This window comes from Sphingobacterium lumbrici, assembly GCF_006476045.1.
In the GTDB taxonomy this organism is placed as follows: domain Bacteria; phylum Bacteroidota; class Bacteroidia; order Sphingobacteriales; family Sphingobacteriaceae; genus Sphingobacterium; species Sphingobacterium lumbrici.
In genome coordinates this window covers 302,594-328,466 of sequence record NZ_SRZY01000023.1, presented here as the reverse complement: position 1 = coordinate 328,466, position 25,873 = coordinate 302,594, and the positions used below count along the sequence as shown (strand labels likewise).

23 protein-coding genes are annotated in these 25,873 nt (G+C 40.9%); 18 read left to right on the top strand and 5 right to left on the bottom strand.

Annotated features, from left to right (window positions below):
• From E4F24_RS06820 to E4F24_RS06775, 13 genes are all read left to right on the top strand, one after another.
• Entirely contained in the window at positions 1–1,146 is a 1,146-nt protein-coding gene (locus tag E4F24_RS06820) for a hypothetical protein (protein WP_140937935.1), read from the top strand.
• 373 nt (positions 1,147–1,519) lie between these two features.
• Positions 1,520–1,891, top strand: a complete 372-nt coding sequence (locus E4F24_RS06815) for a Fic family protein (protein ID WP_216629144.1) — start codon at positions 1,520–1,522, stop codon at positions 1,889–1,891.
• A 214-nt stretch (positions 1,892–2,105) separates the two neighbouring features.
• On the top strand, positions 2,106–2,282 hold the full coding sequence (locus E4F24_RS13950) for a hypothetical protein (RefSeq protein WP_216629143.1): 177 nt from the start codon (positions 2,106–2,108) through the stop codon (positions 2,280–2,282).
• Positions 2,272–2,559, top strand: a complete 288-nt coding sequence (locus tag E4F24_RS13945; RefSeq protein ID WP_216629142.1) for a hypothetical protein — start codon at positions 2,272–2,274, stop codon at positions 2,557–2,559. Before E4F24_RS13950 ends, E4F24_RS13945 begins: the two co-directional genes overlap by 11 nt.
• Entirely contained in the window at positions 2,529–2,729 is a 201-nt protein-coding gene (locus E4F24_RS13940) for a hypothetical protein (protein WP_216629141.1), read from the top strand. The genes E4F24_RS13945 and E4F24_RS13940 overlap by 31 nt, the downstream gene beginning before the upstream one ends.
• Positions 2,730–2,779: 50 nt before the next feature.
• Entirely contained in the window at positions 2,780–3,940 is a 1,161-nt protein-coding gene (locus E4F24_RS06805) for a glycosyltransferase family 4 protein (protein ID WP_140937934.1), read from the top strand.
• Positions 3,941–3,943: 3 nt separating this feature from the next.
• Positions 3,944–4,549, top strand: a complete 606-nt coding sequence (locus E4F24_RS06800; RefSeq protein WP_140937933.1) for a sugar transferase — start codon at positions 3,944–3,946, stop codon at positions 4,547–4,549.
• Positions 4,550–5,158 carry an acetyltransferase gene (locus tag E4F24_RS06795; protein WP_140937932.1) on the top strand — a complete coding sequence of 203 codons (609 nt, stop codon included), beginning with the start codon at positions 4,550–4,552 and terminating at the stop codon, positions 5,156–5,158. It begins immediately after the preceding gene.
• Positions 5,159–5,190: 32 nt separating this feature from the next.
• Positions 5,191–6,327, top strand: coding sequence for a DegT/DnrJ/EryC1/StrS family aminotransferase (locus tag E4F24_RS06790; RefSeq protein WP_140937931.1), 1,137 nt, complete (start codon positions 5,191–5,193; stop codon positions 6,325–6,327).
• Positions 6,320–6,439 carry a Fic family protein gene (locus E4F24_RS14135; protein ID WP_394344454.1) on the top strand — a complete coding sequence of 40 codons (120 nt, stop codon included), beginning with the start codon at positions 6,320–6,322 and terminating at the stop codon, positions 6,437–6,439. Before E4F24_RS06790 ends, E4F24_RS14135 begins: the two co-directional genes overlap by 8 nt.
• Positions 6,440–6,589: 150 nt before the next feature.
• Positions 6,590–7,351 (top strand): polysaccharide biosynthesis/export family protein, encoded by a 762-nt coding sequence (locus E4F24_RS06785; protein WP_140937930.1) that lies wholly within the window; start codon positions 6,590–6,592, stop codon positions 7,349–7,351.
• A gap of 11 nt (positions 7,352–7,362) precedes the next feature.
• The gene (locus E4F24_RS06780) at positions 7,363–9,732 is read left to right on the top strand and encodes a GumC family protein (protein ID WP_140937929.1); all 2,370 of its coding nucleotides are present in this window, start codon (positions 7,363–7,365) and stop codon (positions 9,730–9,732) included.
• 27 nt (positions 9,733–9,759) lie between these two features.
• The gene (locus tag E4F24_RS06775; RefSeq protein ID WP_140937928.1) at positions 9,760–11,685 is read left to right on the top strand and encodes a polysaccharide biosynthesis protein; all 1,926 of its coding nucleotides are present in this window, start codon (positions 9,760–9,762) and stop codon (positions 11,683–11,685) included.
• A 159-nt stretch (positions 11,686–11,844) separates the two neighbouring features.
• Here the strand turns inward: E4F24_RS06775 and fbp are convergent, their stop codons facing one another.
• Together fbp and pckA are read right to left on the bottom strand one after the other, a co-directional pair.
• Entirely contained in the window at positions 11,845–12,873 is a 1,029-nt protein-coding gene (gene fbp, locus E4F24_RS06770; protein ID WP_140937927.1) for a class 1 fructose-bisphosphatase, read from the bottom strand.
• Positions 12,874–12,883: 10 nt separating this feature from the next.
• Positions 12,884–14,485 (bottom strand): phosphoenolpyruvate carboxykinase (ATP), encoded by a 1,602-nt coding sequence (pckA, locus tag E4F24_RS06765; RefSeq protein ID WP_140937926.1) that lies wholly within the window; start codon positions 14,483–14,485, stop codon positions 12,884–12,886.
• Between the two features lie 318 nt (positions 14,486–14,803).
• Here pckA and hemW point away from each other — a divergent pair, with 318 nt between their 5' ends.
• The gene (hemW, locus tag E4F24_RS06760) at positions 14,804–15,940 is read left to right on the top strand and encodes a radical SAM family heme chaperone HemW (RefSeq protein WP_140937925.1); all 1,137 of its coding nucleotides are present in this window, start codon (positions 14,804–14,806) and stop codon (positions 15,938–15,940) included.
• A gap of 85 nt (positions 15,941–16,025) precedes the next feature.
• Here hemW and E4F24_RS06755 read toward each other — a convergent pair whose 3' ends face one another.
• Complete coding sequence (locus E4F24_RS06755) at positions 16,026–17,309, bottom strand: Gfo/Idh/MocA family protein (protein WP_140937924.1); 1,284 nt, start codon at positions 17,307–17,309, stop codon at positions 16,026–16,028.
• Between the two features lie 313 nt (positions 17,310–17,622).
• Positions 17,623–18,864, bottom strand: a complete 1,242-nt coding sequence (locus tag E4F24_RS06750) for a 3-deoxy-D-manno-octulosonic acid transferase (protein ID WP_140937923.1) — start codon at positions 18,862–18,864, stop codon at positions 17,623–17,625.
• 60 nt (positions 18,865–18,924) lie between these two features.
• Here E4F24_RS06750 and E4F24_RS06745 point away from each other — a divergent pair, with 60 nt between their 5' ends.
• The gene (locus tag E4F24_RS06745; RefSeq protein ID WP_140937922.1) at positions 18,925–19,896 is read left to right on the top strand and encodes a UDP-glucuronic acid decarboxylase family protein; all 972 of its coding nucleotides are present in this window, start codon (positions 18,925–18,927) and stop codon (positions 19,894–19,896) included.
• Positions 19,893–20,921: a UDP-glucose 4-epimerase GalE gene (gene galE, locus E4F24_RS06740; RefSeq protein WP_140937921.1), complete on the top strand. Its 1,029-nt coding sequence runs from the start codon at positions 19,893–19,895 to the stop codon at positions 20,919–20,921. Before E4F24_RS06745 ends, galE begins: the two co-directional genes overlap by 4 nt.
• A gap of 63 nt (positions 20,922–20,984) precedes the next feature.
• On the opposite strand, the gene E4F24_RS06735 is transcribed toward galE, so the two are convergent.
• Positions 20,985–21,416 (bottom strand): DUF983 domain-containing protein, encoded by a 432-nt coding sequence (locus E4F24_RS06735; protein ID WP_140937920.1) that lies wholly within the window; start codon positions 21,414–21,416, stop codon positions 20,985–20,987.
• Positions 21,417–21,724: 308 nt separating this feature from the next.
• On the opposite strand from E4F24_RS06735, the gene E4F24_RS06730 reads away from it, so the two are divergent.
• Positions 21,725–22,279 (top strand): hypothetical protein, encoded by a 555-nt coding sequence (locus tag E4F24_RS06730; RefSeq protein ID WP_140937919.1) that lies wholly within the window; start codon positions 21,725–21,727, stop codon positions 22,277–22,279.
• Positions 22,280–22,436: 157 nt separating this feature from the next.
• Positions 22,437–25,772, top strand: a complete 3,336-nt coding sequence (gene mfd, locus E4F24_RS06725; protein ID WP_140937918.1) for a transcription-repair coupling factor — start codon at positions 22,437–22,439, stop codon at positions 25,770–25,772.
• The last annotated feature ends 101 nt before the right edge of the window (positions 25,773–25,873 follow it).

Genomic DNA, 25,873 nt, shown 5'->3' with positions numbered 1-25,873 from the left:
ATGTCCATAGCTTATACTCTTATCATATTCTTATTTGGTTTTGTATTGGTCAATTTGATCTTAACGGAGCATAAAGACCGTAAAACGGGTTATGGGCTATGGTTGTTTCATGTATTGATCAGCGTCTATTTTTGTTTTTTTGTGTTCGGAGATAATATAGGTTATTGGCGCGCTGGGAAACAATTGGATTGGTCAAGTGCAATAGTGTTATTGTTTGAAGCCAAGGGAACCTACTTCATGCACGGCTTCAACTATTTTTTTTCTGGTTTCTTAGGAATGGATTATCTGTCCAATACATTGTTTTATGGGATGTTGGGTTTTTGGGGATTGTTGTACTTTTACCGTATTGCTATTGAACTTGTTCCATTTAATTCCCGGTTTCAGAATTTTCGGCTTTTCCCTTTGCTCTTTTATCTGCCGATGCTGCATTTTTGGTCTTCGGCTATTGGTAAGGACACCCTTCTTTTCTGGGCAATCGGTATGTTTGCTTACGGTTTGTTGAATATTCCGAAGCGTTTTTTATTGATTGCCTTTGGGTTTGCCTTTGCGTACTTGGTACGCCCGCATATTGCTTTGCTGATGGCTGTGGCCTTTGGTACGGCCTATATCTTGGATGGGCGTACGGCAATATGGAAACGTATATTCTTGGGAACAGCCATGTTAGCGGGTGCGGTGGCTTTATTGCCGATGGTAATGGAATATGTAAAGCTCGAAGAAGTCTCTGTAGAAAGCATTGCCGGATATTCAGATAATAAAGCGGGGGCACTTAGCCGTTCGCATACCGGTTCTTCGGTGGATATCAGCAGCTACCCGCCACCGCTGAAATGGTTTACGTTTCTTTTTCGCCCTTTGTTCTTTGATATCAACGGTGTGCCGGCTTTGGTGGCTTCTTTCGAAAATTTATTCTTGTTGCTCATATTTTTCAAGGTATTGGGCAATAAGCCCGTTCTGGCCTTCCGCAAGGCTCCTTTTGTTATTAAGGGCTTGACTTTGTTTTTGATCCTAGGCACAGTGCTGATGTCCGGAGCTTTGGGGAACTTAGGGGTCATGATTCGAATGCGGAATATGTTCTTGCCGGGGATGATGATTTATTTTATGTGGGTATTGAGCTATGCGCAGCAGGGCAAATCCGTTCACCGTTCTTAAATGTAAGATATGAGGAAACTCCTCCGTATTACAACCGTTCCGATCTCTTTAAAAACACTTTTAAAGGGACGGCATCGTTTGTGATTTGAAGTCAGTTATAAAAGAACAGGAGTTTTTTAGTGAATTTTACACAAATAATCGACTTTATTCCGATTATCTGAATATATTTTACTGTATTTACTTTGAACTTGTTTAAACTTAATTTTTACCACATAGAATCATAATTTTCCTCCGTTGGTGCACGAACAATGTCATTAAGTTAAGAGCTCAACTGCTAGTTGTTCATACTGAGGCTTGCCGAAGTATCTTTTGACTATATAATTTTTAGATTCTTCCTGTTGTCAGAATGACAAGAAAAACGTTAACTTAATGATTGGGCGTACGAACCCTTTCGTGTGTCCAATATAAGACCTTCGCTACTGGTGCCGTTACGGCACACCAAACTATTAGTTTGATTACAGATATTAGAACCGTTATGCAGGATTATAAAAACCGTATCAGAACCGAATTGCCTAAAATCTACAGTCAGGATTTACTTAATATTTTGTTCAAACACCCCTATACAAAATCGGAGTTTTTAGAAACAGAGTTATCTGTTTCAAGAAGAACCGCATTAAACTATTTAGACAGCATTTCGGAAATAGGGTTAATAGAAAAAATAAAAATTTGGAAAACAAATTATTATATCAATACAGCGTTGGTAAATGTTTTGATAAAAGAAAAAAATGCCATAAATTTTCCGTGAGAATCATATCACAGAAAAATGTTTATACAAAACGAAATTTTTTGAGAAGAACTTTTTTATGAAACAAAGCAATCCGTATAACTACTGTTCTAAAGTTTATCTATAAAAATAAAAAAACATTGCATTTCTAATTTTGCACTATTAAAGTGCAATTTTTTTTAAAAACGCACTACAATAGTGCAAATTATCATATTTTTGCACAAACAAAATGCAAATGGACGCTTTATTTGAATACTCCAATCAGTTAATTTCTCAGGCAGATACGGCATTTATCCGCTATTCGTATCATCAGATTAATTGGAACAACAGGCTTATTGGATTAGTCGGTCCTCGGGGTGTGGGTAAAACTACTTTGGTTTTGCAGTATACACCCGTTGCCTTTGTTTGCTGATTATCTGAAAAAAGGATATTATCCATTTGCCATAGAAGATGATTTTGATTTGAGATTACAACAAGTTGTCAATCAGACCTTGGAAAGCGATATTCCTACCTATGCCGAAATGAACGTATCAACAGGCAGAAAGCTGAAACAGTTATTGGCAATCGTGGCTGAAAGTGTACCGTTTAAGCCCAATATGAGTAAAATTGCCGAAATGCTCAATATCAGCCGAAACAACATGCCGATTATCTCCTTTATATGGAAGAAGCCGGAATGGTGGCACAGTTAAGAGAAGAAACGGGAGGAATCCGAGGCTTAGGAAAAGTAAATAAAGTGTATTTGGACAACACCAATTTAGTTTATAATTTAGCCAAAGAGAACCGGAATAAGGGAAATATCAGAGAAACATTTTTTTGGGGTTATAAGCTAAAGGATGATTATGACGTATTGACAAAGTAAAAATTATCATTACATTACTGATTTTAATGAAAAATAAGATTTATAAATAGATGAACAAGGTCAAACTAATCCGCATCACCACCGTTCCGACCTCTTTAAAAATACTTTTGAAAGGGCAGCATCGTTTTATGAGTGAAAACGGTTTTGATGTTATCGGTATTTCTTCAAGCGGAGAGGAATTGCAAGATGTAGAGAGAGAAGAAAATATCCGAACAATAGCGGTTGAAATGACTCGTACCATCTCGCCTTTTAAGGATTTAAAATCAGTCTGGCAACTCTATAAAATCTTCAAAAAAGAAAAGCCGCAAATTGTTCATACCCATACTCCAAAAGCAGGAACAGTCGGAATGTTGGCTGCCAAATTAGCAGGAGTTCCTCACAGATTACATACGGTTGCCGGATTACCGCTTTTGGTTGCAAAAGGGAAAAAGAGAAAATTACTCGATTTTGTAGAAAAAATAACTTATCGTTGTGCAACTAAAATTTACCCGAATTCGGTCGGCTTATATGATATTATTTTAGAAAATAAATATACCTCCAAAGGTAAATTAAAAGTAATAGGAGAAGGAAGCTCAAACGGGATTGACACTTCACATTTTAACCCTGCATTAATTTCAGAACAGCAAAAACAGGAACTTAAAAATTCATTGGGAATAAAACCCGAAGACTTTCTTTTTGTGTTTGTAGGGAGGATTGTCGCAGACAAAGGAATCAATGAATTGGTTGCAGCATTTAAAAATTCCAAACTCCAAGTTCCGAATTCAAAGTTGCTTCTTGTGGGGGATTTTGAAACAGCATTAGACCCGCTTCTGCCTGAAACCCTCAAAGAAATGGATACAAATCCAAATATTATTTCTGTTGGCTATCAATCTGACGTAAGACCTTATTTTGCTATAAGTGACTGCCTTGTCTTTCCGAGTTACAGAGAAGGATTTCCCAATGTGGTGATGCAGGCCGGAGCGATGGGATTGCCAAGTATCGTAACCGATATCAACGGTTGTAACGAAATTGTCAAAGACGGATTCAACGGTTTAATTATTCCTGCTCAAAATCAGGAAAAATTATACGAAAAAATGTTGTTTTTACTCGAAAATCCGGAAAAGCGAAAAGAAATTGCTGACAATAGCAGACAACAGATCGTGGAAAATTACGAAAGGAAGTATATTTGGAACGAATTGTTGAAGGAATACCATACTTTATTAAACAAATAAATCATGTACAAAAACTACTTGAAACGCCTTTTTGATTTTACAGCAGCCTTTTTCGGATTGCTGCTGTTAAGTCCGGTTTTTGTGGTAGTAACAACAGGCTTGTTTTTTGCCAACCGGGGCAAACCGTTTTTCTTTCAGAAACGACCGGGAAAAAATGAACGGATCTTCAATATTGTCAAGTTCAAAACAATGAACGACAAGAAAGATGTTTCGGGTAATTTATTGTCCGATGCTGAGCGACTGACGGCTATCGGATCATTTGTGCGCAAGACCTCGCTGGACGAAATCCCACAATTGATCAATGTCTTAAAGGGTGATATGTCTTTGATTGGTCCGAGACCACTTTTGGTGCAATACTTGCCGTTATACAACAAAAAGCAGGCGAGGAGACACGAGGTAAGACCGGGTATAACAGGATGGGCGCAGGTGAATGGCAGGAATGCAATTTCCTGGGAACAAAAGTTTGATTATGATACCTGGTATGTCGATCGTATATCATTTGGTGTAGATGTGAAGATTTTCTTTTTAACCATCATGAAGGTGTTTGTGCGGGAGGGGATCGCGCAGGATGGTCAAGCAACAGCGGAACCTTTTAGAGGAAACACGTAAATGGAAAGTTTATATTTATATGGAGCCGGAGGGCATGCGAAAGTAGTTGCCGAAATAGCTGAAAAAATCGGCTATACTGATCTGATCTTTTGTGAAGATAATCCCGGAGCAGAATTTGTTTTGGGATATCCGGTCGAATCGAAAGTGGTGAAAGAAGACAATTGTGTAATTGCAATTGGCAACAATGTGATCCGCAAGAAATTAGCTGTTACACTTTCTAATCCTTTTGTCGTATTAATACATCCAGCGGCTAATATTTCACCGAGAGCAACGATACAAGAGGGTACTGTGGTAATGGCTGGTGTGTCGATCAACAGCAAAGCAATGATCGGAAAACACGGTATCATCAACACGAACGCATCGGTAGATCACGATTGTATTTTGGAAGATTATGTACATATATCGCCTAATGCCGCTTTAGCCGGCAATGTGTCGGTTGGCGAAGGTACACATATTGGTATTGGGGCATGTGTGATCCAGGGGGTTAAAATCGGAAAATGGTGTACAATAGGAGCGGGGACTGTTGTTATAAAAGATATCCCGGATGGATGCACAGTAGTTGGTAATCCGGGAAGTATAATAAAACAAAAATCAATAGAGGGTTTATAAAATTGTAAATTTGAATGCCAAATACTAGTATCATGACAGAAAAAATCTGGTTATCCTCTCCACACATGGGAGGAAGCGAATTGAAGTATATACACGAGGCCTTTGAGGGCAATTGGGTAGCGCCATTGGGACCCAATGTAAATGGTTTTGAAGAAGATTTGGTCCGTTTTCTGGGTGTAGATGTACAGGTGGCGGCCTTATCTGCCGGAACTGCCGCACTTCATCTGGCTCTAATCCAATGTGGTGTAGAATATGGGGATGAGGTGCTCTGTCAGAGTATGACCTTTTCCGCGTCAGCGAATCCGATTGCCTATCAAGGGGCTATCCCAGTTTTTGTTGATTCCGAAACAGATACCTGGAATATGTGTCCTACTGCGCTTAGAGAGGCTATAACTGATCGTTTGGCCAAAGGAAAAAAACCGAAAGCAATTATTGTTGTCCATTTGTACGGTATGCCGGCAAAAATGGATGAAATATTAAGTGTAGCAAATGAATTTGATATTCCGGTTATTGAAGATGCTGCTGAGGCTTTAGGTTCATCCTATAAAGGAAAAGCTTGTGGTACTTTTGGAAGGTTCGGTGTATTGAGTTTCAATGGAAATAAGATTATAACCACATCGGGCGGAGGAGCATTAGTATGCCATTCGCAACAAGATAAGGACAAAACCGTATTCTTATCTACCCAGGCAAGAGATGATGCTCCTCATTATCAACACTCGCATATTGGCTATAATTACCGTATGTCTAACATCTGTGCCGGTATTGGTCGAGGACAGATGGAAGTACTGGCTGACAGGGTAGATGCTCGTAGGGCTATGCACGACTTTTATGTAGATATCTTCAAGGATATCAAAGGAGTGAAGGTGTTTTCAGAACCATCGAAAGATTTTTACTCCAACCATTGGTTGTCGGCGATCACGATTGATCCGGGTATTGCCGGGAAAACCCGGGAAGAATTACGTTTTGCATTTTTAGAAGACAATATCGAGTCGCGCCCACTCTGGAAGCCAATGCACCTGCAACCCGTATTCGAAAGCGTCCCGTATTATGGTAATAAGGTAGCGGAGACTCTTTTTGCTAATGGGCTTTGTCTTCCCTCGGGTTCTAATTTGACGGATGATGAGCGTAATCGTATTCGAACTGTGATTGGAAATTTTTTTCGTGGATAGAGTTTACTATCTTAAACCCGCATTAAGACAAGGTTTTGTGGAAATGACTATTCCTGACAAACCAAACAGTAGATTACAGCATTATCTATCTTGGTTTTCGGTGTTCTCTTAAGAGTTACTACAAAGTTGCTAATACGTTTTCATTTTTGTTTGAAGAGCGCTGTTATTTCCAGTTTAAAACTGTATTTTTGCGATTGGTTGAACTGGAAAAAAATTGGAGAGATTTTTTGTAATGCTCACCGAATAACTTAATTTGTTATCTATGCCTCAATATTTACGTAATGCCTGTTTGGTACTTTTTGTAATTGGAATACTATTCATGAATTCCTGTGCATCGCGCAGAGATGTTATTTATTTCCAAAAGAATGAGTATGTGCTGGATTCTGCCTTCTCGGTCGATTTTGTAAAGATAAAACCAATGGATCGATTGAGGATTAATGTATCCGGACCGGAAGAGGAGGCTATTGCACCGTTCAGGGTAAGTACCGTTCAGGGGGGCGGTGGTGCGGCCAATCAGATACTGTACACCGTAGAGCAGGATGGACATATTGTATTGCCGTATTTGGGAAGAGTGCTGGTACAAGGTAAAACGCGGTTGGAAGTCGTGGGAGCTATACGGGAAAGTCTGAAGCGCTATGTAAAGGATCCTGTTGTAGATGTGCATATCGAAAACTTTAGGGTGACGGTACTGGGGCATATTACTCCACAGGTGTTGGACTTTAGCACAACGGATCGTCCTACGTTACTGGAAGCGATTGCACAGGCGGGAGACATCCGGATTAATGCCAAACGGGATGACATCTTAGTCATTCGGGAAGAAAGCGGAAAGCGCGTATCGTATCGGGTGGATCTTCGTGATGCCGATATATTCAATTCGCCGGCCTATTACCTGGCGCAGAATGATATTATTTACATCGAGCCTAATAGTTCGGCTATACAAGCAAACCGGAGTACATGGTATATTACCTTGGGGATGACAATAATCACGGTCGGACTGACCATATTGAATGTGTTTAATAGATAAGAGAAGAAAGAATGGAATATAATCAGAACAGAAATTTACCCCAAGAGGAGTCTTCGTCTATTGATATTCAGCAGGTCATCGAACAGTATGGTTACTACTGGAAGTGGATTATTCTGTCACTTGTACTCTCTTTGACTGCCGGATATGTTATTTTGCGCTACGAACAGCGTATCTACGGTGCGGGAGCGACTGTGATGATTCTGGAGAAGGAAAATGCGCAGGTAGAATTAAGTGCCTTGGGTGGTCTGTCACCGCTCAGAGAGAATACGGCCCTGGATGATCAGATTAAGATTATTCAGTCGAGTAAACTGATGAAGGAGGTGGTGCGTAAAAACAAATTTTTCATAACCTACTATGAATCCGGACGAATTAATAACCGGGAACTGCTGGAAAAAGATGTACCGTTCAAGATACAGTTCTTAAATATATCTCCCGGTGAAATGGAGGAGCTGTCATTTTCTTTTCAGCTCGCTTTTGCAAAAGATGATCGTATTGAAGTAGCCGAGGGTAAAAAAATACGTAAGGTCAGTTGGGATAAACCGGTTAAGATTGGTGGACAAACTTTACAGATTTCCAATACGAATGGTGAGAATTTAGCCGGTCGTAATTTTACAGTAAACATACGGACCTTAGAATCTGCCGCGTCAGCGATGAAGAGCGGACTGCAGGTGAATAGGTCAAGCAAGAGTAATACCATCGTTGATTTTTCGTACACTTCTCCCTTAAAGGAAAAAGCGGAGATCGTTATTGCGGATCTGATATCTGCTTATGACAGGGATCTGAGTAACGATAAAAATAAGGTTACAGTAGCCTCCGGTAATTTTATTAATGAACGGCTGGATCTGATTACAGAAGACTTGCAGAAAGCGGACAAGCGGGTAGAGGAATTTAAAACCAGTAATAATATACTGGATGTTCAGAATAATGCAAGCATTACGCAGGGTGAATTAACCGGGTATGAAAAGCAATTATTTGATCTGCGTTTTCAAAATCAGTTGATTGAATATATTCAGACGGAGGTAAAGCAGAAGAGCATGAATATCCTGCCGGAGAACCTGGGGATACAGGCACAGGGTGTTAATGCCGCTGTATCAGTACTGAATCAGTTACTATTGAAGCGGGATAACTTGCTACGTGGGGCTACGGAAGAAAATCCGGCGGTACTGCGTCTTAATGAGCAGATAAGTGCGACCTATAACAACCTTAACGCGTCCATCTCCAATACGCTGAATGTCAATAAACTTGAAATTCGGAATGTAGAAGGTAAATTGCGAGGTCTTCGAGCGGATCTGGGAGTGGTTCCGCGGAATGAAAACGCATTCCAGCATATTGCCCGCCAACAACAAATTGTGGAATCGATGTACCTGTTCTTGTTGCAAAAGCGTGAGGAAATGGAAATATCGGCCTCTGCAAAACCCGAAAATATTAAAATAATCGAACCGGCAAAAGGCTATGGTCCGATCTTCCCGATCGCACGTAACTATTATCTGATTGCGGCAGTAATTGGCTTGTTGTTGCCGATTGGTATCCTCTTTATTAAGTTTATGCTGGATAACAAAATCCATTCGCGTAAGGATATTGAAAAAGTATTTGCAGCACCGATTTTGGGAGAAGTGCCAACCTCGGACGATCCCATTATCAAGATCAACGACCGTTCTTCGCTGGCAGAAGCTTTCCGGATCCTGCGGACCAACCTCGCCTTTATGCTTGGGCCCAAAAAGGATTCGGTGGTAATCTTTGTAACCTCCACCACGTCGGGAGAGGGAAAATCGTTTGTAGCAACCAACCTTGCGCGGATTCTATCCATGTCGGGTAAAAAAGTACTCCTGCTGGGGGCAGATATCCGCTCGCCAAAGGTATTGGATTACCTTGGGTTGTCGCATCTGCAGCATACTAATATCGGGATCACACAGTACCTGATTAATCCGGAAATGGATGTGGATAACATCATCATCAAGAAGCCTGCTCCTTATCAATTTGATATTATCTATTCGGGATATATCGCACCGAATCCGGCGGAGCTCTTGATGAACGGACATTTTGACAATATTGTAAAATACGGGCGGGAGCACTACGATTATGTAATCGTAGATACGGCGCCGGTGAGTTTGGTTACGGATACACTCTTGATCGCATACAATGCCGATTTGACGATCTATGTAGCGCGTGCCAATTACCTGGATAAACGCTTATTGAACGTGCCAAAGGAACTGTATGAAGATGGTAAGTTAAAGAATATGGCTGTAGTGATGAATGATGTAGACTTTGCCCGCGGATACGGGTATGGCTACGGATACGGGTATGGCTACGGTGATAATAACAAGGAGGTCTCTTTACGTGAACGCCTGAGGAGAAAGTTGTTGGGTAAAAAGAAAAGATAACTTTTTATTTGGGTATAAAAAATATTAATGGAAATAGCACATATTTTTAAGCACTTGCGTAAAGACAATCCGAGGTGGGTGGTGTTGTTAATTGATTTGTTGATGGTATGGACCTGTTATGTTCTTGCCAACTACATCATCAATAGTTTTAAGGGGCGTTTCGATGTGTTGCTGATGCTGAAGAAATCAATATCGGTGACGGGAATGTATTACCTGTGTTTCTTATATTTTGGGACATATAAGGGAATCATCCGGCAATCGGGGATTCGTGATGCGCAGTACATTATGAAGGCCGTGGGCATGGCTGCGATTATTTTGTTTATTCCTTCTGTTGTGATCCGGCAATTCTTTGATAGCGGTACTTTTGTAGGCGATTTTGTACGGATGTCGTATGGCGTACTGTTTATACATGCTTTCCTGACTTTTGTTGCTATGGTGGCCGCACGTATATTCTACCGTAGTATTTACGAACGTATTTTTTGGAATGAACGTACAGTAAGCCGTGTCGTAATCGTGGGGGCCGGAAATATGGGGACGATTACTTATAATATTTTACAGAACGATACGCGCAATAAATATAAGGTAGTGGCAGTCGTTGATGATAACCCGGGACGAATCGGAAAATTGATTAATGGTTTTCATATTAAAAACGTAGCTTGTCTGAATAAGAAATATGTGAAGGAGCTCCGTGTGGATAAGTTTATCATTGCTCTGGATGATGATAATAGCGAGCGTTTGAAGCGCATATCTTCGATTCTGGAACCATTGCCCACGAAGATTATGATTATGCCTTCTACAGCGAAATTATTGGCAGGGGATGTGGCTGCACGCCAGATGCGTACGATGAAGATCACGGATCTATTGGGTAGAAAGTCGATTAAACTGGATAACCTGATCGTAAAAGCTTCTTTGCAGGGGAAAGTAATCCTCGTAACGGGAGCCGCAGGTTCGATTGGATCTGAACTGGCACGACAGATTGCTTATAGCGATTGTAAACGTATTATTTTACTGGATCAGGCGGAATCTGCCCTCTATGATATGCAGCAGGAAATACTGGAAATTGCACCAACGACCTCTTCTTATGTGGTAGGCAACGTGCGCGACCGGATTTTTATGCAGCAGGTGTTTGAAAAATATAGACCGCAGCTGGTTTTCCATGCGGCAGCATATAAGCATGTGCCACTCATGGAGCAAAATCCTTATGAGGCTATTCGTACAAATGTGTGCGGTACAAAGAATGTCGCGGATCTCGCGGTGCAATTTGGAGCAGAGAAATTTGTCATGGTGTCTACGGATAAAGCTGTGAACCCGACAAATGTGATGGGGGCGACAAAACGTATAGCAGAGATCTATGTTTCGGCATTGAACAGGCAAAGTACAACCAATTTTATTGTTACCCGGTTTGGTAATGTACTTGGCTCAAATGGATCTGTAATCCCGCTTTTCGAAAAGCAATTGAAAAAGGGTGGGCCACTTACGGTAACACATCCCGATATTACACGCTACTTTATGACGATTCCTGAAGCTTGCCAATTGGTGCAGGAAGCCGGGGTGATGGGCAAGGGTGGAGAAATATTCGTGTTTGATATGGGACAACCGGTCAAAATTATGGATCTTGCGAAGCGGATGATCCGACTGAAAGGATATCGCTATCCGGAGGATATAGACATTGAGATAACGGGACTGCGGCCGGGAGAAAAGACTTACGAGGAATTGTTGGCGAATGATGAAAATACGCAGAAAACGCATCACGACAAAATTATGATTGCCAAGGTGAATACCGAGGATATGGATGTCAAGAAGCACAAAATTGAAAGCTTATGTGCGTTGATCTATACAGAATCGATTGATCGTATGGCCTTAGTGGGTGCGATGAAAGAGATTGTGCCGGAATACATCTCGAAAAATTCAATTTACGAACAGTTAGACAGTACCGGGGAGGCGATAATATAGGCGTGAGGGCATAGTCCAAAAAAAAATATACCTATCACATACTAAAAGTAAAAGTAATCCGTTTTGATTATAGATTGAAGTTTAAAATTTCATAATTTAGGTTAATAATTGGTTTGTAAATCCTGTTGCTCCCCGCTTCAGGATTTACTTTTATACGCGCTATACTGTTGTTAATACGGCCTCGTGTATATGTTGAGAGTAGAAATTTTCTACCTGCTCTACCATTTCTTTACTTCCAATAACAATAGGAACACGCTGGTGCAATAAGTGGGGCTGGATATCAAGTATTGCCGTTGTACCTGTACTGGCTTTGCCTCCTGCCTGTTCGATAATAAATGCCATCGGATTGCATTCATACATCAGACGCAGTTTTCCTTCAGGATGGTTGGACGTTTGTGGATAAATGAACACTCCTCCCTTTATTAAATTGCGATGGATATCGGCTACCATGGAACCAATGTAACGTGACGTGTAGGGTCTGTTGGTAAGGGGGTCAATCTCCTGACAGTATTTTATATATTGTTTTACGGCCTGTGGAAACTTGCTGTAATACCCTTCGTTGATGGAGTACAGGGAGCCGCGGGAGGCAATTTTCATGTCGGGATGCGAGAGGCAAAACTCGCCTATGGAAGGATCTAATGTAAATCCATTGACACCACAACCGGTAGTATAGACCAACATGGTGGATGATCCGTAGATGATATAGCCTGCCGCCACCTGCTTACGGCCGACTTGCAGAATCTCTTCTTCCTGGATAGGACGGTCTGCATAGAAACGGCGATAAATGGAAAAGATGGTGCCTACCGAAACGTTGGAATCTATGTTTGACGAGCCATCGAGTGGATCTATGCACACGATGTATTTTGCTTTTTTGGAAACGGTATTTGTAGACAAATCTACACCTTCTTCGTGTTCTTCTGACGCGACATAGCAGCATTCTCCGCCCATCTTCAAGGCGTTGATAAACTGTGTGTCGGCATACACATCTAGTTTCTGTTGAACCTCCCCTTGTATGTTGATGTCGCCTTGCTGACCTAAGATGTCGGCAAGACCTGCTTTATTGACGACCCGGTTGACCAGTTTGGCGGCGATGCCAATATCCCGAAGCAAACGGGAAAGCTCTCCCTTGGCATACGGAAAGTCGGCCTGTTTTTCAATGATAAATTGTCCTAATGTTTTAATAGCCATGTCAAATAGATTATATCGTCGTTTTTATCGCTTGGGGTGAGTGTAGTAAAGGAAGAGCTGTCACATCTGTGTTATATTTGGCATAATTTTCCTCAAAGAGATCTTTCAGCTTACGGGCCATCGCCTCATAAGCCTCGGTATTTTCCCATAATGCTTGTGCATCCAATAGCTTCGACGGGATATTGGGACAATAGTTCGGAAATGAAAGCCCGAATATGGGATGTTGCTGATATCCCTCTTCACCCAAGGTACCGCTAAGCGCGGCTTTGATGATTTCGCGGGTAATGGAAAGTTTGATCCGACGGCCTACGCCATAAGGGCCCGCTATCCAACCGGTATTAACCAGCCATACATTTGTGTCGGGGTTTTCTGCCAGTTTTGTCCGGAGAAGTTCGGCATAGTGCATAGGGTGCAGTGGCATGAATGCCGCGCCAAAGCAGGCGGAAAAGGTAGATGATGGACTGCCTATACCCATTTCAGTGCCGGCAACCTTGGAGGTGTAGCCATTGATAAAGTAATAGAGCGCTTGCTCGACCGTGAGCTTGGAAATCGGAGGTAATACGCCAAAGGCATCTGCCGACAGGAAGAAGATGTTGTTGGGTATGGCTGCACGATGACGGTTGCTATAGGTACGGACATGCTCAAGAGGGTATGATACACGGGTGTTTTCGGTGAGACTGCTGTCTGCATAGTCGACTGTGCGTGTGTGAGGGTGATAGGTTACATTCTCCAGTAAAGCGCCAAACCGAATGGCTTCGTGAATGACCGGCTCGGCGTGTGGTGTCAATCCAATCGTCTTGGCATAGCAACCACCCTCGATGTTAAAAATGGAGTCTGTAGCCCAGCCATGCTCGTCATCTCCTATCAGATAGCGGTCAGGATCATTAGAAAGTGTTGTTTTCCCTGTCCCCGAAAGACCAAAGAATAGTGCGGTATCACCAGCTCGGCCTACATTGGCGGAGCAGTGCATACTGAGAATCCCTTGAAGGGGTAAAATATAGTTCAGAACAGAAAATATACTTTTTTTAATCTCTCCGGTATAACCTGTGCCAACAACCAAAATCAACTTTCGGGAGATGTCTAGTGCAATGCAGTGTGAATGGGCTAGCCCTAGATCGAGATGCTCATCGAGCTGCAGGTCGGATGCGACCAGAATATTCCAATCGACAGGTTGGGAAGTGATCGTCTCCGACTCGATAAACATGTTTTTAGCAAATAGATCCTGACAAGCCTTGGTGCTGACAACGAATAGATGCTGGGCATATTGCGGATCGGCAATAGCCTGACAGTCTCTTGTATAGATGTCGCTATCCGAAATGAAGTCGGCAACACGCTGATGAATTTTGTCGAAGATGGCCGCATCCATAGATTGGTTGATGGTGCCCCAGTCAACAGTATCGACGGTGTGCTGATCCATGACGATAAACCGGTCTTTGGGAGAGCGTCCGGTAAATTTTCCGGTCTGCATGTTCAATGCTCCTGTTGCCGTCAACGTGGCTTCCTGGTGATGAAGCGCCTGCTCTATGAGTGTAGCAGTGTCTAATTGATAGAAAATTTGTTTGGATGCGACAATACCCAGATGGGATAATTGTCTGATAGGTGATGATAACATAGTTTGTTTTAAAATATGTGGCAAAACTATGTATTATTTTAGCAATTATAAAAGCCTGTTTTAGCTTATTGTACTCTGTACACAACTTTTAATTAACTGATGTTAAGGTGTTTAAATGCTAAATTTAATTTTAAATATTTTTTAGCCCTTCCTTATTCTCCTGCATTTACGTAGATGTTTCTCATCTGGACGAGATATTACTACGCCTGTCTTTAGAAATAAGAGGTTGAAGATACAATATGAAATTGCACGATTGGAACGGGATAAAAAGAAATTTGATTAATTTAAAGGTTCGAATTTTACCTTAACTTTGCCGTTATGATCTATTTCCATATTCCATTTTGTAAGCAAGCCTGTCATTACTGCGATTTTCATTTTAGTACTTCCCTAAAGTATAAAGCAGAAATGCTACAGGCCATGCAAAAGGAACTGGAAATACGTGCCCCCTATCTGGAAGATAAAAGGATACATTCCATCTATTTTGGAGGAGGGACTCCCTCATTACTGGAAGCTGATGAGATTAATCGATTAATCGATCAGGTAGGCCTTTACTTTGAAATTGCCGTTGATGCGGAAATTACGCTGGAAGCAAATCCGGATGATCTGGACAGGATCAAAATCCAAGCACTACGACATACGCCAATCAATAGATTTAGCATCGGTATCCAATCCTTTTATGAAGAAGATCTAAAATGGATGAACCGTGCCCACAACGCAGCAGAAGCCGAGACTTCTATTATGCGTGTACAGGATGCCGGCTTCGAAAATATAACCTGTGATCTTATTTATGGTTATCCGTTACTCACTAACGAGAAATGGAAGTCTAATATGCAAAGACTGATCGATTTTGAAATTCCACATATTTCTTCTTACGCGATGACCGTTGAAAGTAGAACAGCTTTAGATTACTTTATCAAGCAAGGAAAAACGGCTTCTCTAAATGAAGAGCAAAGTGCTGAACAGATGTTGATCCTGATTGAGACCTTGGCCCATAGTGGTTTTGAACACTACGAAATATCTAATTTTGCGAAGCCGGGCAGGTATGCTAAACACAACACCAACTATTGGAGAGGTAGACACTATTTAGGAATTGGCCCTTCTGCTCATTCTTTTAATGGCGCTTCACGTACCTGGAATGTCGCTAACAATGCAAAATATATTTCAGGAATACAGGAAAATTCATTTCATTTGGAAACCGAGGATTTATCACTGGAAGACCGTGTCAACGAATACATCATGACCTCACTTCGTACCATGTGGGGAATAGACTTAGATAAAGTGAAAGCCGATTTTGGTGCCGGCACCAGAAACTTTATTGAAAGAGAAGTACAACAATTTGTTGAAAAAGGAGATGTTGATTTAGCGGATCATACTATACGGCTTACTGCAACAGGGAAATTAATTGCTGATCATATTGCTTCAGCGTTGTTTCTGATCGATGAAACACATCTATAATTTAGTAAGAGCGGGCTTTCGACTTACTCTTGTCTTTACCCGCCTGTCTTTGCATCATACAGCTTTATGGTCACATGTCTCCACCCTATACTTTCGGCAATTTGTAGCCGTTATGGTATTGCGGTACCAAATATTTATTCGCTTCCTTGTCCGTAAATTTTCGTTGCTTCTTGTCCCAGAATAACTTTTTACCGGTTCGATAAGCAATATTTCCCATCTGTGAAAAAGCCGCGATATGTGCGCCCGCTTCTATAGGTGCATTTAGCTTGCCGGCATCTTTTTTAACGATGGCATCCACAAAGTTGACCATGTGCTTTTCTAATCCATTATCTGATGATTTCTGTAATGGTACAGCAAGCCCCTTATCTTTTTCCGAAATGACCTCCCATCCTCCTCTATTTAGGATCAACGTACCATTATTCCCAATAAATGCAACCCCATGTGTTCGGTTATACGGTCCCAAATCTAATCCGAGTGCATGTTCCCATTGTATATTAAAATCATCAAATTGATATACTGCTGTTAACGTATCTGGAGTTTCAGACGCGCCATTTGGATCAGCATACTTACCTCCGGTTGCCATTATGGATACCGGATCAGACACTTTCATACCTAAAAGTGCATAATCTAACAAGTGTACGCCCCAGTCTGTCATCAATCCACCTGCGTAATCCCAAAACCACCTGAATTCGAAGTGAAACCGATTTGGATTAAAGGGTCTAAGCCGTGCCGGGCCTAACCATTTATCGTAGTGTACACCTGCAGGAGCAGGTTCATCAGGTCGACTTGAAATAGCTTGTTTCCAGCCTACATACGACCATGCTTTAACAACTCGTATTTTACCAAGCTTTCCGGAATGAACAAAATCGATTGCATCTTTAAAGTGCTGTTGACTGCGTTGCCATTGTCCCACTTGTACAATACTTCGATTACGCTGTGCGGCAGCTACCATCACTTCACATTCTTTAATCGAATTACCAATGGGCTTCTCTACATATACGTGTTTTCCTGCATTTACGGCATCGACCATCTGTAAGGCATGCCAATGATCCGGAGTCGCAATGATGACCGCATCAATTATATTGTCCTGGAGCAATTCTTTGTAGTCAATATACCGCTTGACATTTATACCACGCTGTGCCAATTCATCGGTACGCTTATGCAGTACATTTTCGTCTATATCACACAAAGCTGTACACACTACTCTACTATCTTTTAGCAGGGCATTTAAATTTGACCAGCCCATTCCGTTCGCACCAATTAGACCCACCCTAATTTTTACATCTGCTAAGGCAAATGCCTGAGATGAGGAATACATTGTAGAAGCTGCAAAAATAGCTGAGGTTTTTAAAAAATCTTTTCTATTCATTCAATGATACTTTTTATTTCTTCACTTATATATTTCAATAAAATCTAATATCTCACTGTTCGTTTTTTTTGGTCCATGCCTAGCACACACACCAGACTTTTTCATCCTTCTCTTTCGTTATGCTATTATGTCCCGTACCCCACCACATAATTCTCACCTCTAAAATAATTTGACGAATACAGCATGTAATATACGTCATTTTTTTCAAAAGATAAGAACCTTCGGTTTACCTTTCGCGATGGTTCTGATCGATATTTCCATTCAGATTGTTTATCTGCCAATGATATCTGAAGGTTTAATAACGACATGGATTTCACAATAATTGTTCTGTCTCCAAATATTTCATGATGATCTGTGTTGCCCCTGCACGTTGCTTGACGTAAGCACTGGCTGCTTCTCCAGCAACTCGCCTGCGTTCTTGATCTTGAAGAGACCGAAAAACTCCCTGTAATTCGCTATAGTTGGTAATAGAGAAGCCCGCCATTAATGTGACTAGATCAACAGCTTCCTGAAACTTTTCGTACTTCGGTCCAAAAATAACGGGAATACCATAAGTGGCCGCCTCCAGGGTGTTGTGAATCCCTGCTCCAAACCCTCCACCTATGTATGCTATATCGCTGTAGCAATAGAGGGAAGACAGCATGCCGATATTATCAATGAGCAAGATCTGGGCGGTTTCAATTTGTGCATGGTTGTACGATGAAAATTCGGAGAATTTAATAGCTTCCGGAAAGAGGATAAGCAGGCGATCTATGTGATCCTGGTCTACTTCGTGCGGAGCAAGAATAAATTTCCATAATGGATATTGTGCTGCGAGTTGCTTTAGTAACGCTTCATCCGTCGGCCAGGTACTGCCAGCAACGAGCACCTGCTGATTACCGACAAACTGTTGTACAGGTAGTATTTCCTGATGTTTTTTTGGCAATTCCACGACCCGATCAAACCGGGTATCTCCCGCTAAGCCTGCATGCGTAATTCCAATCCATTTTAATATATGGACACTATCGGTATTTTGGGTAAAGAAAAAGGCGACTTTTTTGAGAATAGAACGATAAAATCCGCCATACGGCTTAAAAAATAGTTGTTCCTCCCGAAAAATGGCCGAAATCATAAGCAAGCGAATCTTGCGTTTATGGAGTTCATTAAAGTAATGATACCAATATTCGTATTTAGTGAAAACGGCAAATTTAGGGTTGATGGCTTCCACAAAGTCTCGTGCATTCCCAGCTGAATCTTCAGGCAAATAAAACACATAATCTGCCAATGGGGTATTTTTGCGGATCTCATAGCCAGAGGGAGAAAAAAAAGTTATTACAATTTTTTCATGTGGATATTTTTTTTTGATCTGTTCCAAAACAGCTCTTCCCTGCTCAAATTCTCCTAAGGAAGCAAAGTGGAACCAAATGTGTTTTTGATTTTTTTCAACCGTTTGTTTAATGTGTTTTAACAGTCCTTTCCGACCCTCCACCCAACGTCGCGCTTTGGCGTGAAAAGGAGCTATAACACGCAATATCAAACCGTAAAAAACAATTCCCAGATCGTAGAGTATCCGCATATTAATGAAATAATACTTATCTTCGTCAAAGATATTAAACCTTTTCTAATTCACGACAAAGTGCAACAGAAGGCTCGAAAAAGAATACTCATAACCGGTGCAGCAGGATTTTTAGGTTCACACCTTTGTGATCGATTTATTCGGGAAAATTATCATGTTATTGCGATGGATAACCTGATTACCGGTGCTCTCGAAAATATCGAACATCTTTTCCATCTGGCGAATTTCGAATTCTATCATCATGACGTTTCCAAATTTGTGCACGTTCCGGGAAAGTTAGATTATATCCTCCATTTTGCATCACCAGCCAGCCCAATAGATTATTTGCGCATTCCTATACAGACTTTGAAAGTTGGTTCACTGGGTACACACAATCTTTTAGGATTAGCTAAAGATAAGCAGGCACGCATTTTAGTTGCCTCTACTTCTGAAGTATATGGCGATCCCACCGTTTCTCCCCAATCGGAAGAGTATTGGGGAAATGTGAATCCTGTCGGTCCGCGGGGAGTATATGACGAAGCTAAGCGTTTTCAGGAGGCTATGACCATGGCTTACCATAATTTCCATGGACTGGATACCCGAATTGTACGCATATTCAATACATTCGGCCCCCGTATGCGACTGGAAGACGGAAGAGCTTTGCCTACCTTTATTGCGCAGGCTCTGAGAGGGGAGGACCTAACGGTATTTGGCAACGGCGAACAGACGCGCTCATTTTGTTATGTTTCCGACCAAATTGAAGGTATTTACAGACTATTGCATGCTGAATACCATGAGCCATTAAACATTGGAAATCCGGAAGAATTGTCTGTGAAGGAAGTTGCGGAAGAAATTATAGCATTTACCGAAAGCAAGTCAAAGATCATATATACCGATTTACCGATTGACGATCCAAAGCAAAGAAGACCTGATATTACAAAGGCGAAAAATATCTTAGGTTGGGAACCTCGGGTGTCGAGAAAAGAGGGGTTAATGCAAACAATAGCCTATTATCAACAAAGATTAAAAGACAACATAAAACAACATAAATGAGCAAAATACTAGTTACCGGAGGCACAGGTTATATCGGCTCACACACGGTAGTCGAACTGTATAAAGCAGGATATACACCTGTGATTATTGACAACTTATCCAATTCTAACATCAAGATGTTAGAACAGATCGAAAAAATCATCGGTATAAAACCCGAATTTCATCAATTTGATCTGTGTGATGTCGAACAAACGACGGCATTTATTAATGATAATCCAGATATCAGCGGTATCATTCATTTTGCAGCATCAAAAGCCGTCGGCGAATCTGTTCAGAAACCTTTAAAATATTATCATAACAATTTTTTCTCCCTAATCAATTTGTTGGAAGCTTATCAGGGAAAGAAGATCAATTTTGTATTCTCTTCAAGCTGTACTGTGTACGGTGAGCCCGATGTTTTACCGGTCACGGAGTCTGCTCCAGTAAAAAAGGCGACTTCCCCTTATGGAAATACCAAACAAATAGCAGAAGAAATCCTAGAAGAATCTGCAGCTGCATATAATAATTATAACATTATCGCATTGCGCTATTTCAATCCGGTGGGCGCGCATGAGTCGGCACTGATTGGTGAACTACCGATCGGTGTACCGCAAAATTTATTACCTTTCATCACACAGACCGCTATTGGAAAACGTGAAAAATTAACTGTATTTGGAAATGATTTCGATACACCCGACGGTTACTGCATCCGTGACTTCATCCATGTTGTAGACTTGGCAAAAGCACACGTTGCAGCAATTCAACTCTTGGAAAAAGGTAATCCGAATGGGAAATACGATGTATTTAATGTGGGCACCGGAAATGGATATTCTGTACTCGAAGCTATCAAAGCTTTTGAAAAGGTATCGGGCCAAGCCTTAAATTACGAAGTGGGGCCGCGACGTGAAGGAGATATTGTAAAAGTATATGGAGATGTTACTAAATCCTCTAAAGAACTCGGTTGGAAAGCTGAACTAGGTATTGAAGAGATGATGTCTTCGGCCTGGAAATGGGAAAATTACTTAAAAGAAAATCCTATTGGTTAATTAGAATTTATTAGCGGATTCGCCTATTTAAGGATTTGCGAATCCGCGTATTTGTACATCTGCCTAGCCGTTAGAACCCTCTTTTTCTACAACGTCTGCATAGCGATCGGGTCTATATTTAAATGCCGGTGTTAACCAGTACATCAATACAATACGGGAGAATCTGTAATTGAATGGAGCTAGGATTACAGTAGCCAATATAGCGACGGTGAGGTAAAGCCATGGGGACTCCATATTCCGGGTAATGATATAGGTGCCGACGCAAGCGGTGACTAACTCTGCTACGACAAATACGTAGCTCACATACATGGCGACATAAAAATAGCCTGGTTCCTTTTCAAACTTAAGATCACAATGTGGGCAGGATTTTTTCATTTTCTTTGATGAAAAACTCAATAATGGCCCTTCAAACATATCCCCTTTTCTACATCTTGGACACTTACCATTTGCAGCACTTTTCAACTCGCCGGGAATAATATATTTTGTTATTTCCATATTCTACTAATTTGTGTTACCGACCGTCCTTTTCTAAATTCTTCCGGTGTAATTCCTTCCTTAAAAAACACACTCTTCTTTATCACCCGATAAGGTGTATTGATCCAATACGGGAACCGTTGTATTCATTGACACAAAGATACCTAAATACTGCTACATCAAATGGTATATTTAGTTTTTTAAATAGTGCTTTTTATGAAATGACTTTTTTACATAGAAGATTGGAAGTGGCTTGCCCAAGCTTTATAAAGATAAAGAGATAATGGGTTTATGTTCTTTGTATATATTTTTTTAGCTTAGCATATAATATGTCTTTACATAAAAATACTATCCTTAAAGAAGCGATTCTTTCTCTAGCACAAAAAGAGAAAGATAAACTACTCGTACGTCTAATCAATAAAGACAAAATGCTATTAAAGCAACTTCATTTTCAGCTCTTGGAAGATGAGTTCGATTTAGAAGATCGCATTGAAAAGCTAAAAAGAAATTTAGAGACGTTAATGTCTGTCGTTGAAAAATCTGTCAAAAACACGCCTGTCTATAGCAATTACAGCCAGCTTAATGCGCTTTTACGTCAAGCAAGTGGAATGATAAATGAACATGAAAAGGTAACGAAGGACAAAATAAGTGAAATCGAATGTCGGTTATATCTGTTAAAAGCATCTTTCGAAAGATTTCCAAAACTTTTCGAAGCCTCAGCGGTAAGTAGTGGAATCAAGCTACGAAAATATGCTATTGGCCGGATCAAAAACGTCACGGGAAAATTTGATAAGCTGCATGAAGATATACAATTTGATTTATATGCCGAGATGAAATTTATACAGGAGTTTGCAGCTAAACACCACCTCCTTCATCAGCCTTAGCAAATAAGACAGGTACATTTCGGATGTATTATTATTGGCAGATGAGAACCGAGCTTGCGAGCTCACCGGAGGTAAATCGCCAACTTGAGATTATATGCTGCTTCGCAATTTGCATATAATCTTCAAGTTGTCTAAGTTTGCGTAAATAGTTATTTGTGTGAGAATTCAAGAAATTTTAGAAAAATACGGAGAGACCGAACAGGTCAGAACACTTGTCAAAGCTATCCAAAGCAAAAGTCCAAAAGTTCATCTTAAAGGTTTAATCGGTTCCGCAGATGCTATGGCTGCATCGGCAGCTTATCATCTTCAGGTACGTCCGTACGTTTTTATTTTGCCTAACCATGAAGACGCTTCTTATTTTCTCAGCGATTTAGAAAGTATCTTTGACAAACAAATTCTGTTTTTCCCGGCTTCCTATCGAAAAGCTTTTGAGTTCACACAACTGGATAGTGCCCACGTATTGCAACGCGCTGAAACGTTAAGCGCATTGAACCACACTTCGGAACTACCAAAGATCGTAGTAACTTATCCAGAGGCTATAGCAGAAAAGGTCATCAACCGCAGCGACCTCGAAAAAAATACGTTAGAAATTACCCAAAACACCAAACTCAGCATTGATTTCATCAATGAATTCTTATACGAATACGATTTTGACCGCACAGATTTCGTATACGAACCCGGACAATTCGCTATTCGGGGAGGGATTGTTGATATCTTTTCCTTTTCAAATGATCTGCCGTATCGGATTGAATTCTTCGGTGATGAGATAGAAAGTATACGGACCTTTGACATCGAAAGTCAGCTCTCCGTTAATAAAATACACACCGTCACTATTGTTCCGAATGTCCAGGCAAAGTTTCTTGCGAATAATCATATCTCCTTACTCGAATATGTGGACAGGGACACTGTAGTATGGATAAAGGATGTACAATTTACTTTCGATATCATCAAAGAGGGGTATAAGAAGGCATCACAATTTTGGAAAGCGTTATCCGAAAAGGAGATAAAAAACAACCCGGAATGGCTGGATCCGAGATTTACCTTTACCGACGACCGGAATTTCGCGTCTCTCTTATTTGAATTTCCAAATATTGAATTTGGTAAACAGTTCTTCTATAATGCGTCGGAGGTTATTACTTTTGACATCCATCCACAGCCTTCATTTAATAAAGACTTCACCCTTCTTACGCACAATATGAAGGAGAATGAGAAGAATAAAATTTCAAATTTAATATTCTCAGATTCTAATAAACAGATCGAACGCATCTACGCTATATTGGAAGATTTGGATAAGTCAACCACATTTACACCTGTACACCGCGCCCTACGCGAAGGGTTCTGCGATGACACGATACAGCTGGCGTGCTACACAGATCATCAAATCTTTGACCGCTATTATAAATATAAAAGGAAGAAAGGTTATGAACGCTCGCAGGCTATTACGTTAAAGGAACTGCGTGATCTCAAACCGGGCGATTATATTACGCATATTGATCACGGTGTAGGTAAATATGCAGGGTTGGAAAAAGTGGATGTCAATGGCAAGACGCAGGAGATGATACGACTCGTTTATGCAGACAATGACTTATTGTATGTAAATATAAATTCTCTTAACCGCATTTCTAAATATTCCGGAAAAGAGGGGACAGTTCCCAAAATGAATAAGTTAGGTACGGATACCTGGGACAAACTCAAGAAAACGACCAAAAAGAAGGTCAAAGATATCGCACGCGATCTGATCGTTCTTTATGCTAAACGGAAGGCACAAACTGGTAATGCCTTTAGTCGGGATACGTATTTACAGAATGAATTGGAAGCGTCTTTTATTTATGAAGATACCCCGGATCAGGAGAAAGCAACTGCCGATATAAAACGTGACATGGAATCTCCGCATCCTATGGATAGATTGGTCTGTGGTGACGTAGGATTCGGCAAGACAGAAGTTGCTATCCGTGCAGCCTTTAAAGCCGTGGCGGATAGCAAACAAGTAGCTGTTTTAGTGCCAACAACCATCCTTGCCTTACAGCATTATCGCACCTTTAAAGAACGTCTCCGGGGACTTCCGGCAAATATTGATTACATCAACCGGTTCAAGACGTCTAAACAGATAAAAGAAACACTGAGCAAACTGGCAGAAGGGAAAATAGATATTATCATCGGTACACATCGTCTTGTAAGCAAAGACGTAAAGTTCAAAGATTTGGGATTGATGATTATCGATGAAGAACAAAAATTCGGTGTATCCGTCAAAGAGAAACTCAAAGTAATGCGCGCCAATGTCGATTCACTGACATTGACAGCTACCCCAATACCGCGGACACTTCATTTCTCTTTAATGGGAGCCCGAGATTTGAGTTTAATTACTACCCCTCCTCCGAATCGACAACCTGTACAAACGGAATTACATGTATTTAATGAGACATTAATTCAAGAGGCTGTATCTTACGAACTGGATCGTGGAGGCCAGGTTTTCTTTATTCATAATCGCGTTGCCGATTTAAAACAATTGGGCGCAATGATTCAAAAACTGGTACCCGGAGCGCGTGTAGGTGTAGCACATGGTCAATTGGAAGGGGATGATCTGGAAGATGTCATGTTGAAATTTATCAGCAATGATTATGACGTGTTGGTTGCAACAACTATTATTGAAGCCGGTTTAGACATTCCAAATGCCAATACGATCATCATCAATCATGCACACATGTTTGGGTTGAGTGATTTACACCAGATGCGTGGCCGTGTCGGGCGTTCCAATAAAAAAGCATTCTGCTATCTGTTAAGTCCACCGTTATCAACCCTTACAAACGAAGCCTATAAACGTCTTTCAGCAATCGAGGAATTTTCTGAATTGGGGTCTGGATTCAATGTTGCTATGCGCGATTTGGATATCCGCGGTTCAGGCAATCTATTGGGTGCCGAGCAATCGGGATTCATCGCAGAAATCGGCTTTGAAATGTATAACAAAATCTTGGATGAAGCGGTACAAGAATTGAAAGACGAGGAATTCGGAGACTTATTTTCCGATGATAAAAACCGTAAATATGTTAGTTTCACACAAGTCGACACGGATTTGGAAGTACTGATTCCAGATGAATACGTGACCAATATCGGTGAACGCTACAATCTATACAATGATATTGCCAAGCTGGAAAATGAATCACAATTACAAGAATTTAATCAATCGCTGGAAGATCGATTTGGACCAGTACCCATCCAGGTGTACGAATTATTCAATACACTAAGACTGCAGTGGATGGGAAAGGAAATTGGGTTAGAAAAAATATCATTTAAAAAGAACACGTTAAAAGGCTACTTCATCAACAATCCGAAATCTGCTTACTTTGAATCGGACCAGTTCGGTAAGGTATTGACATTCGTGCAAGCTCATGCTGCCATCAGTAATCTCAAAGAGGTCAAGGGACAGCTACGTATTGCTGTAAATAATGTGACTAGTATTGAATATGCTTTAAATCTGTTAAGAGACATGGTGTAATGTAATACTCAAGCAATACCTAGAATACAGGTATAATTGATTATTTTTAACAAACTAAAGACACATGACATATCAAAAAAATCTTATGTTTATTGCATTAA

Bases quoted from the DNA above. Each gene is read 5' to 3' on its own strand.
- E4F24_RS06730 (WP_140937919.1), top strand. From the start codon at position 21,725: ATGTCTTTACATAAAAATACTATCCTTAAAGAAGCGATTCTTTCTCTA.
- E4F24_RS06795 (WP_140937932.1), top strand. From the start codon at position 4,550: ATGGAAAGTTTATATTTATATGGAGCCGGAGGGCATGCGAAAGTAGTT.
- E4F24_RS06800 (WP_140937933.1), top strand. From the start codon at position 3,944: ATGTACAAAAACTACTTGAAACGCCTTTTTGATTTTACAGCAGCCTTT.
- E4F24_RS13950 (WP_216629143.1), top strand. From the start codon at position 2,106: ATGGACGCTTTATTTGAATACTCCAATCAGTTAATTTCTCAGGCAGAT.
- E4F24_RS06820 (WP_140937935.1), top strand. From the start codon at position 1: ATGTCCATAGCTTATACTCTTATCATATTCTTATTTGGTTTTGTATTG.
- E4F24_RS06790 (WP_140937931.1), top strand. From the start codon at position 5,191: ATGACAGAAAAAATCTGGTTATCCTCTCCACACATGGGAGGAAGCGAA.
- E4F24_RS06785 (WP_140937930.1), top strand. From the start codon at position 6,590: ATGCCTCAATATTTACGTAATGCCTGTTTGGTACTTTTTGTAATTGGA.
- hemW (WP_140937925.1), top strand. From the start codon at position 14,804: ATGATCTATTTCCATATTCCATTTTGTAAGCAAGCCTGTCATTACTGC.
- E4F24_RS06735 (WP_140937920.1), bottom strand. From the start codon at position 21,416: ATGGAAATAACAAAATATATTATTCCCGGCGAGTTGAAAAGTGCTGCA.
- E4F24_RS06805 (WP_140937934.1), top strand. From the start codon at position 2,780: ATGAACAAGGTCAAACTAATCCGCATCACCACCGTTCCGACCTCTTTA.
- E4F24_RS06780 (WP_140937929.1), top strand. From the start codon at position 7,363: ATGGAATATAATCAGAACAGAAATTTACCCCAAGAGGAGTCTTCGTCT.
- galE (WP_140937921.1), top strand. From the start codon at position 19,893: ATGAGCAAAATACTAGTTACCGGAGGCACAGGTTATATCGGCTCACAC.
- pckA (WP_140937926.1), bottom strand. From the start codon at position 14,485: ATGTTATCATCACCTATCAGACAATTATCCCATCTGGGTATTGTCGCA.
- E4F24_RS13940 (WP_216629141.1), top strand. From the start codon at position 2,529: ATGGAAGAAGCCGGAATGGTGGCACAGTTAAGAGAAGAAACGGGAGGA.
- E4F24_RS06775 (WP_140937928.1), top strand. From the start codon at position 9,760: ATGGAAATAGCACATATTTTTAAGCACTTGCGTAAAGACAATCCGAGG.
- fbp (WP_140937927.1), bottom strand. From the start codon at position 12,873: ATGGCTATTAAAACATTAGGACAATTTATCATTGAAAAACAGGCCGAC.
- E4F24_RS06755 (WP_140937924.1), bottom strand. From the start codon at position 17,309: ATGAATAGAAAAGATTTTTTAAAAACCTCAGCTATTTTTGCAGCTTCT.
- E4F24_RS06750 (WP_140937923.1), bottom strand. From the start codon at position 18,864: ATGCGGATACTCTACGATCTGGGAATTGTTTTTTACGGTTTGATATTG.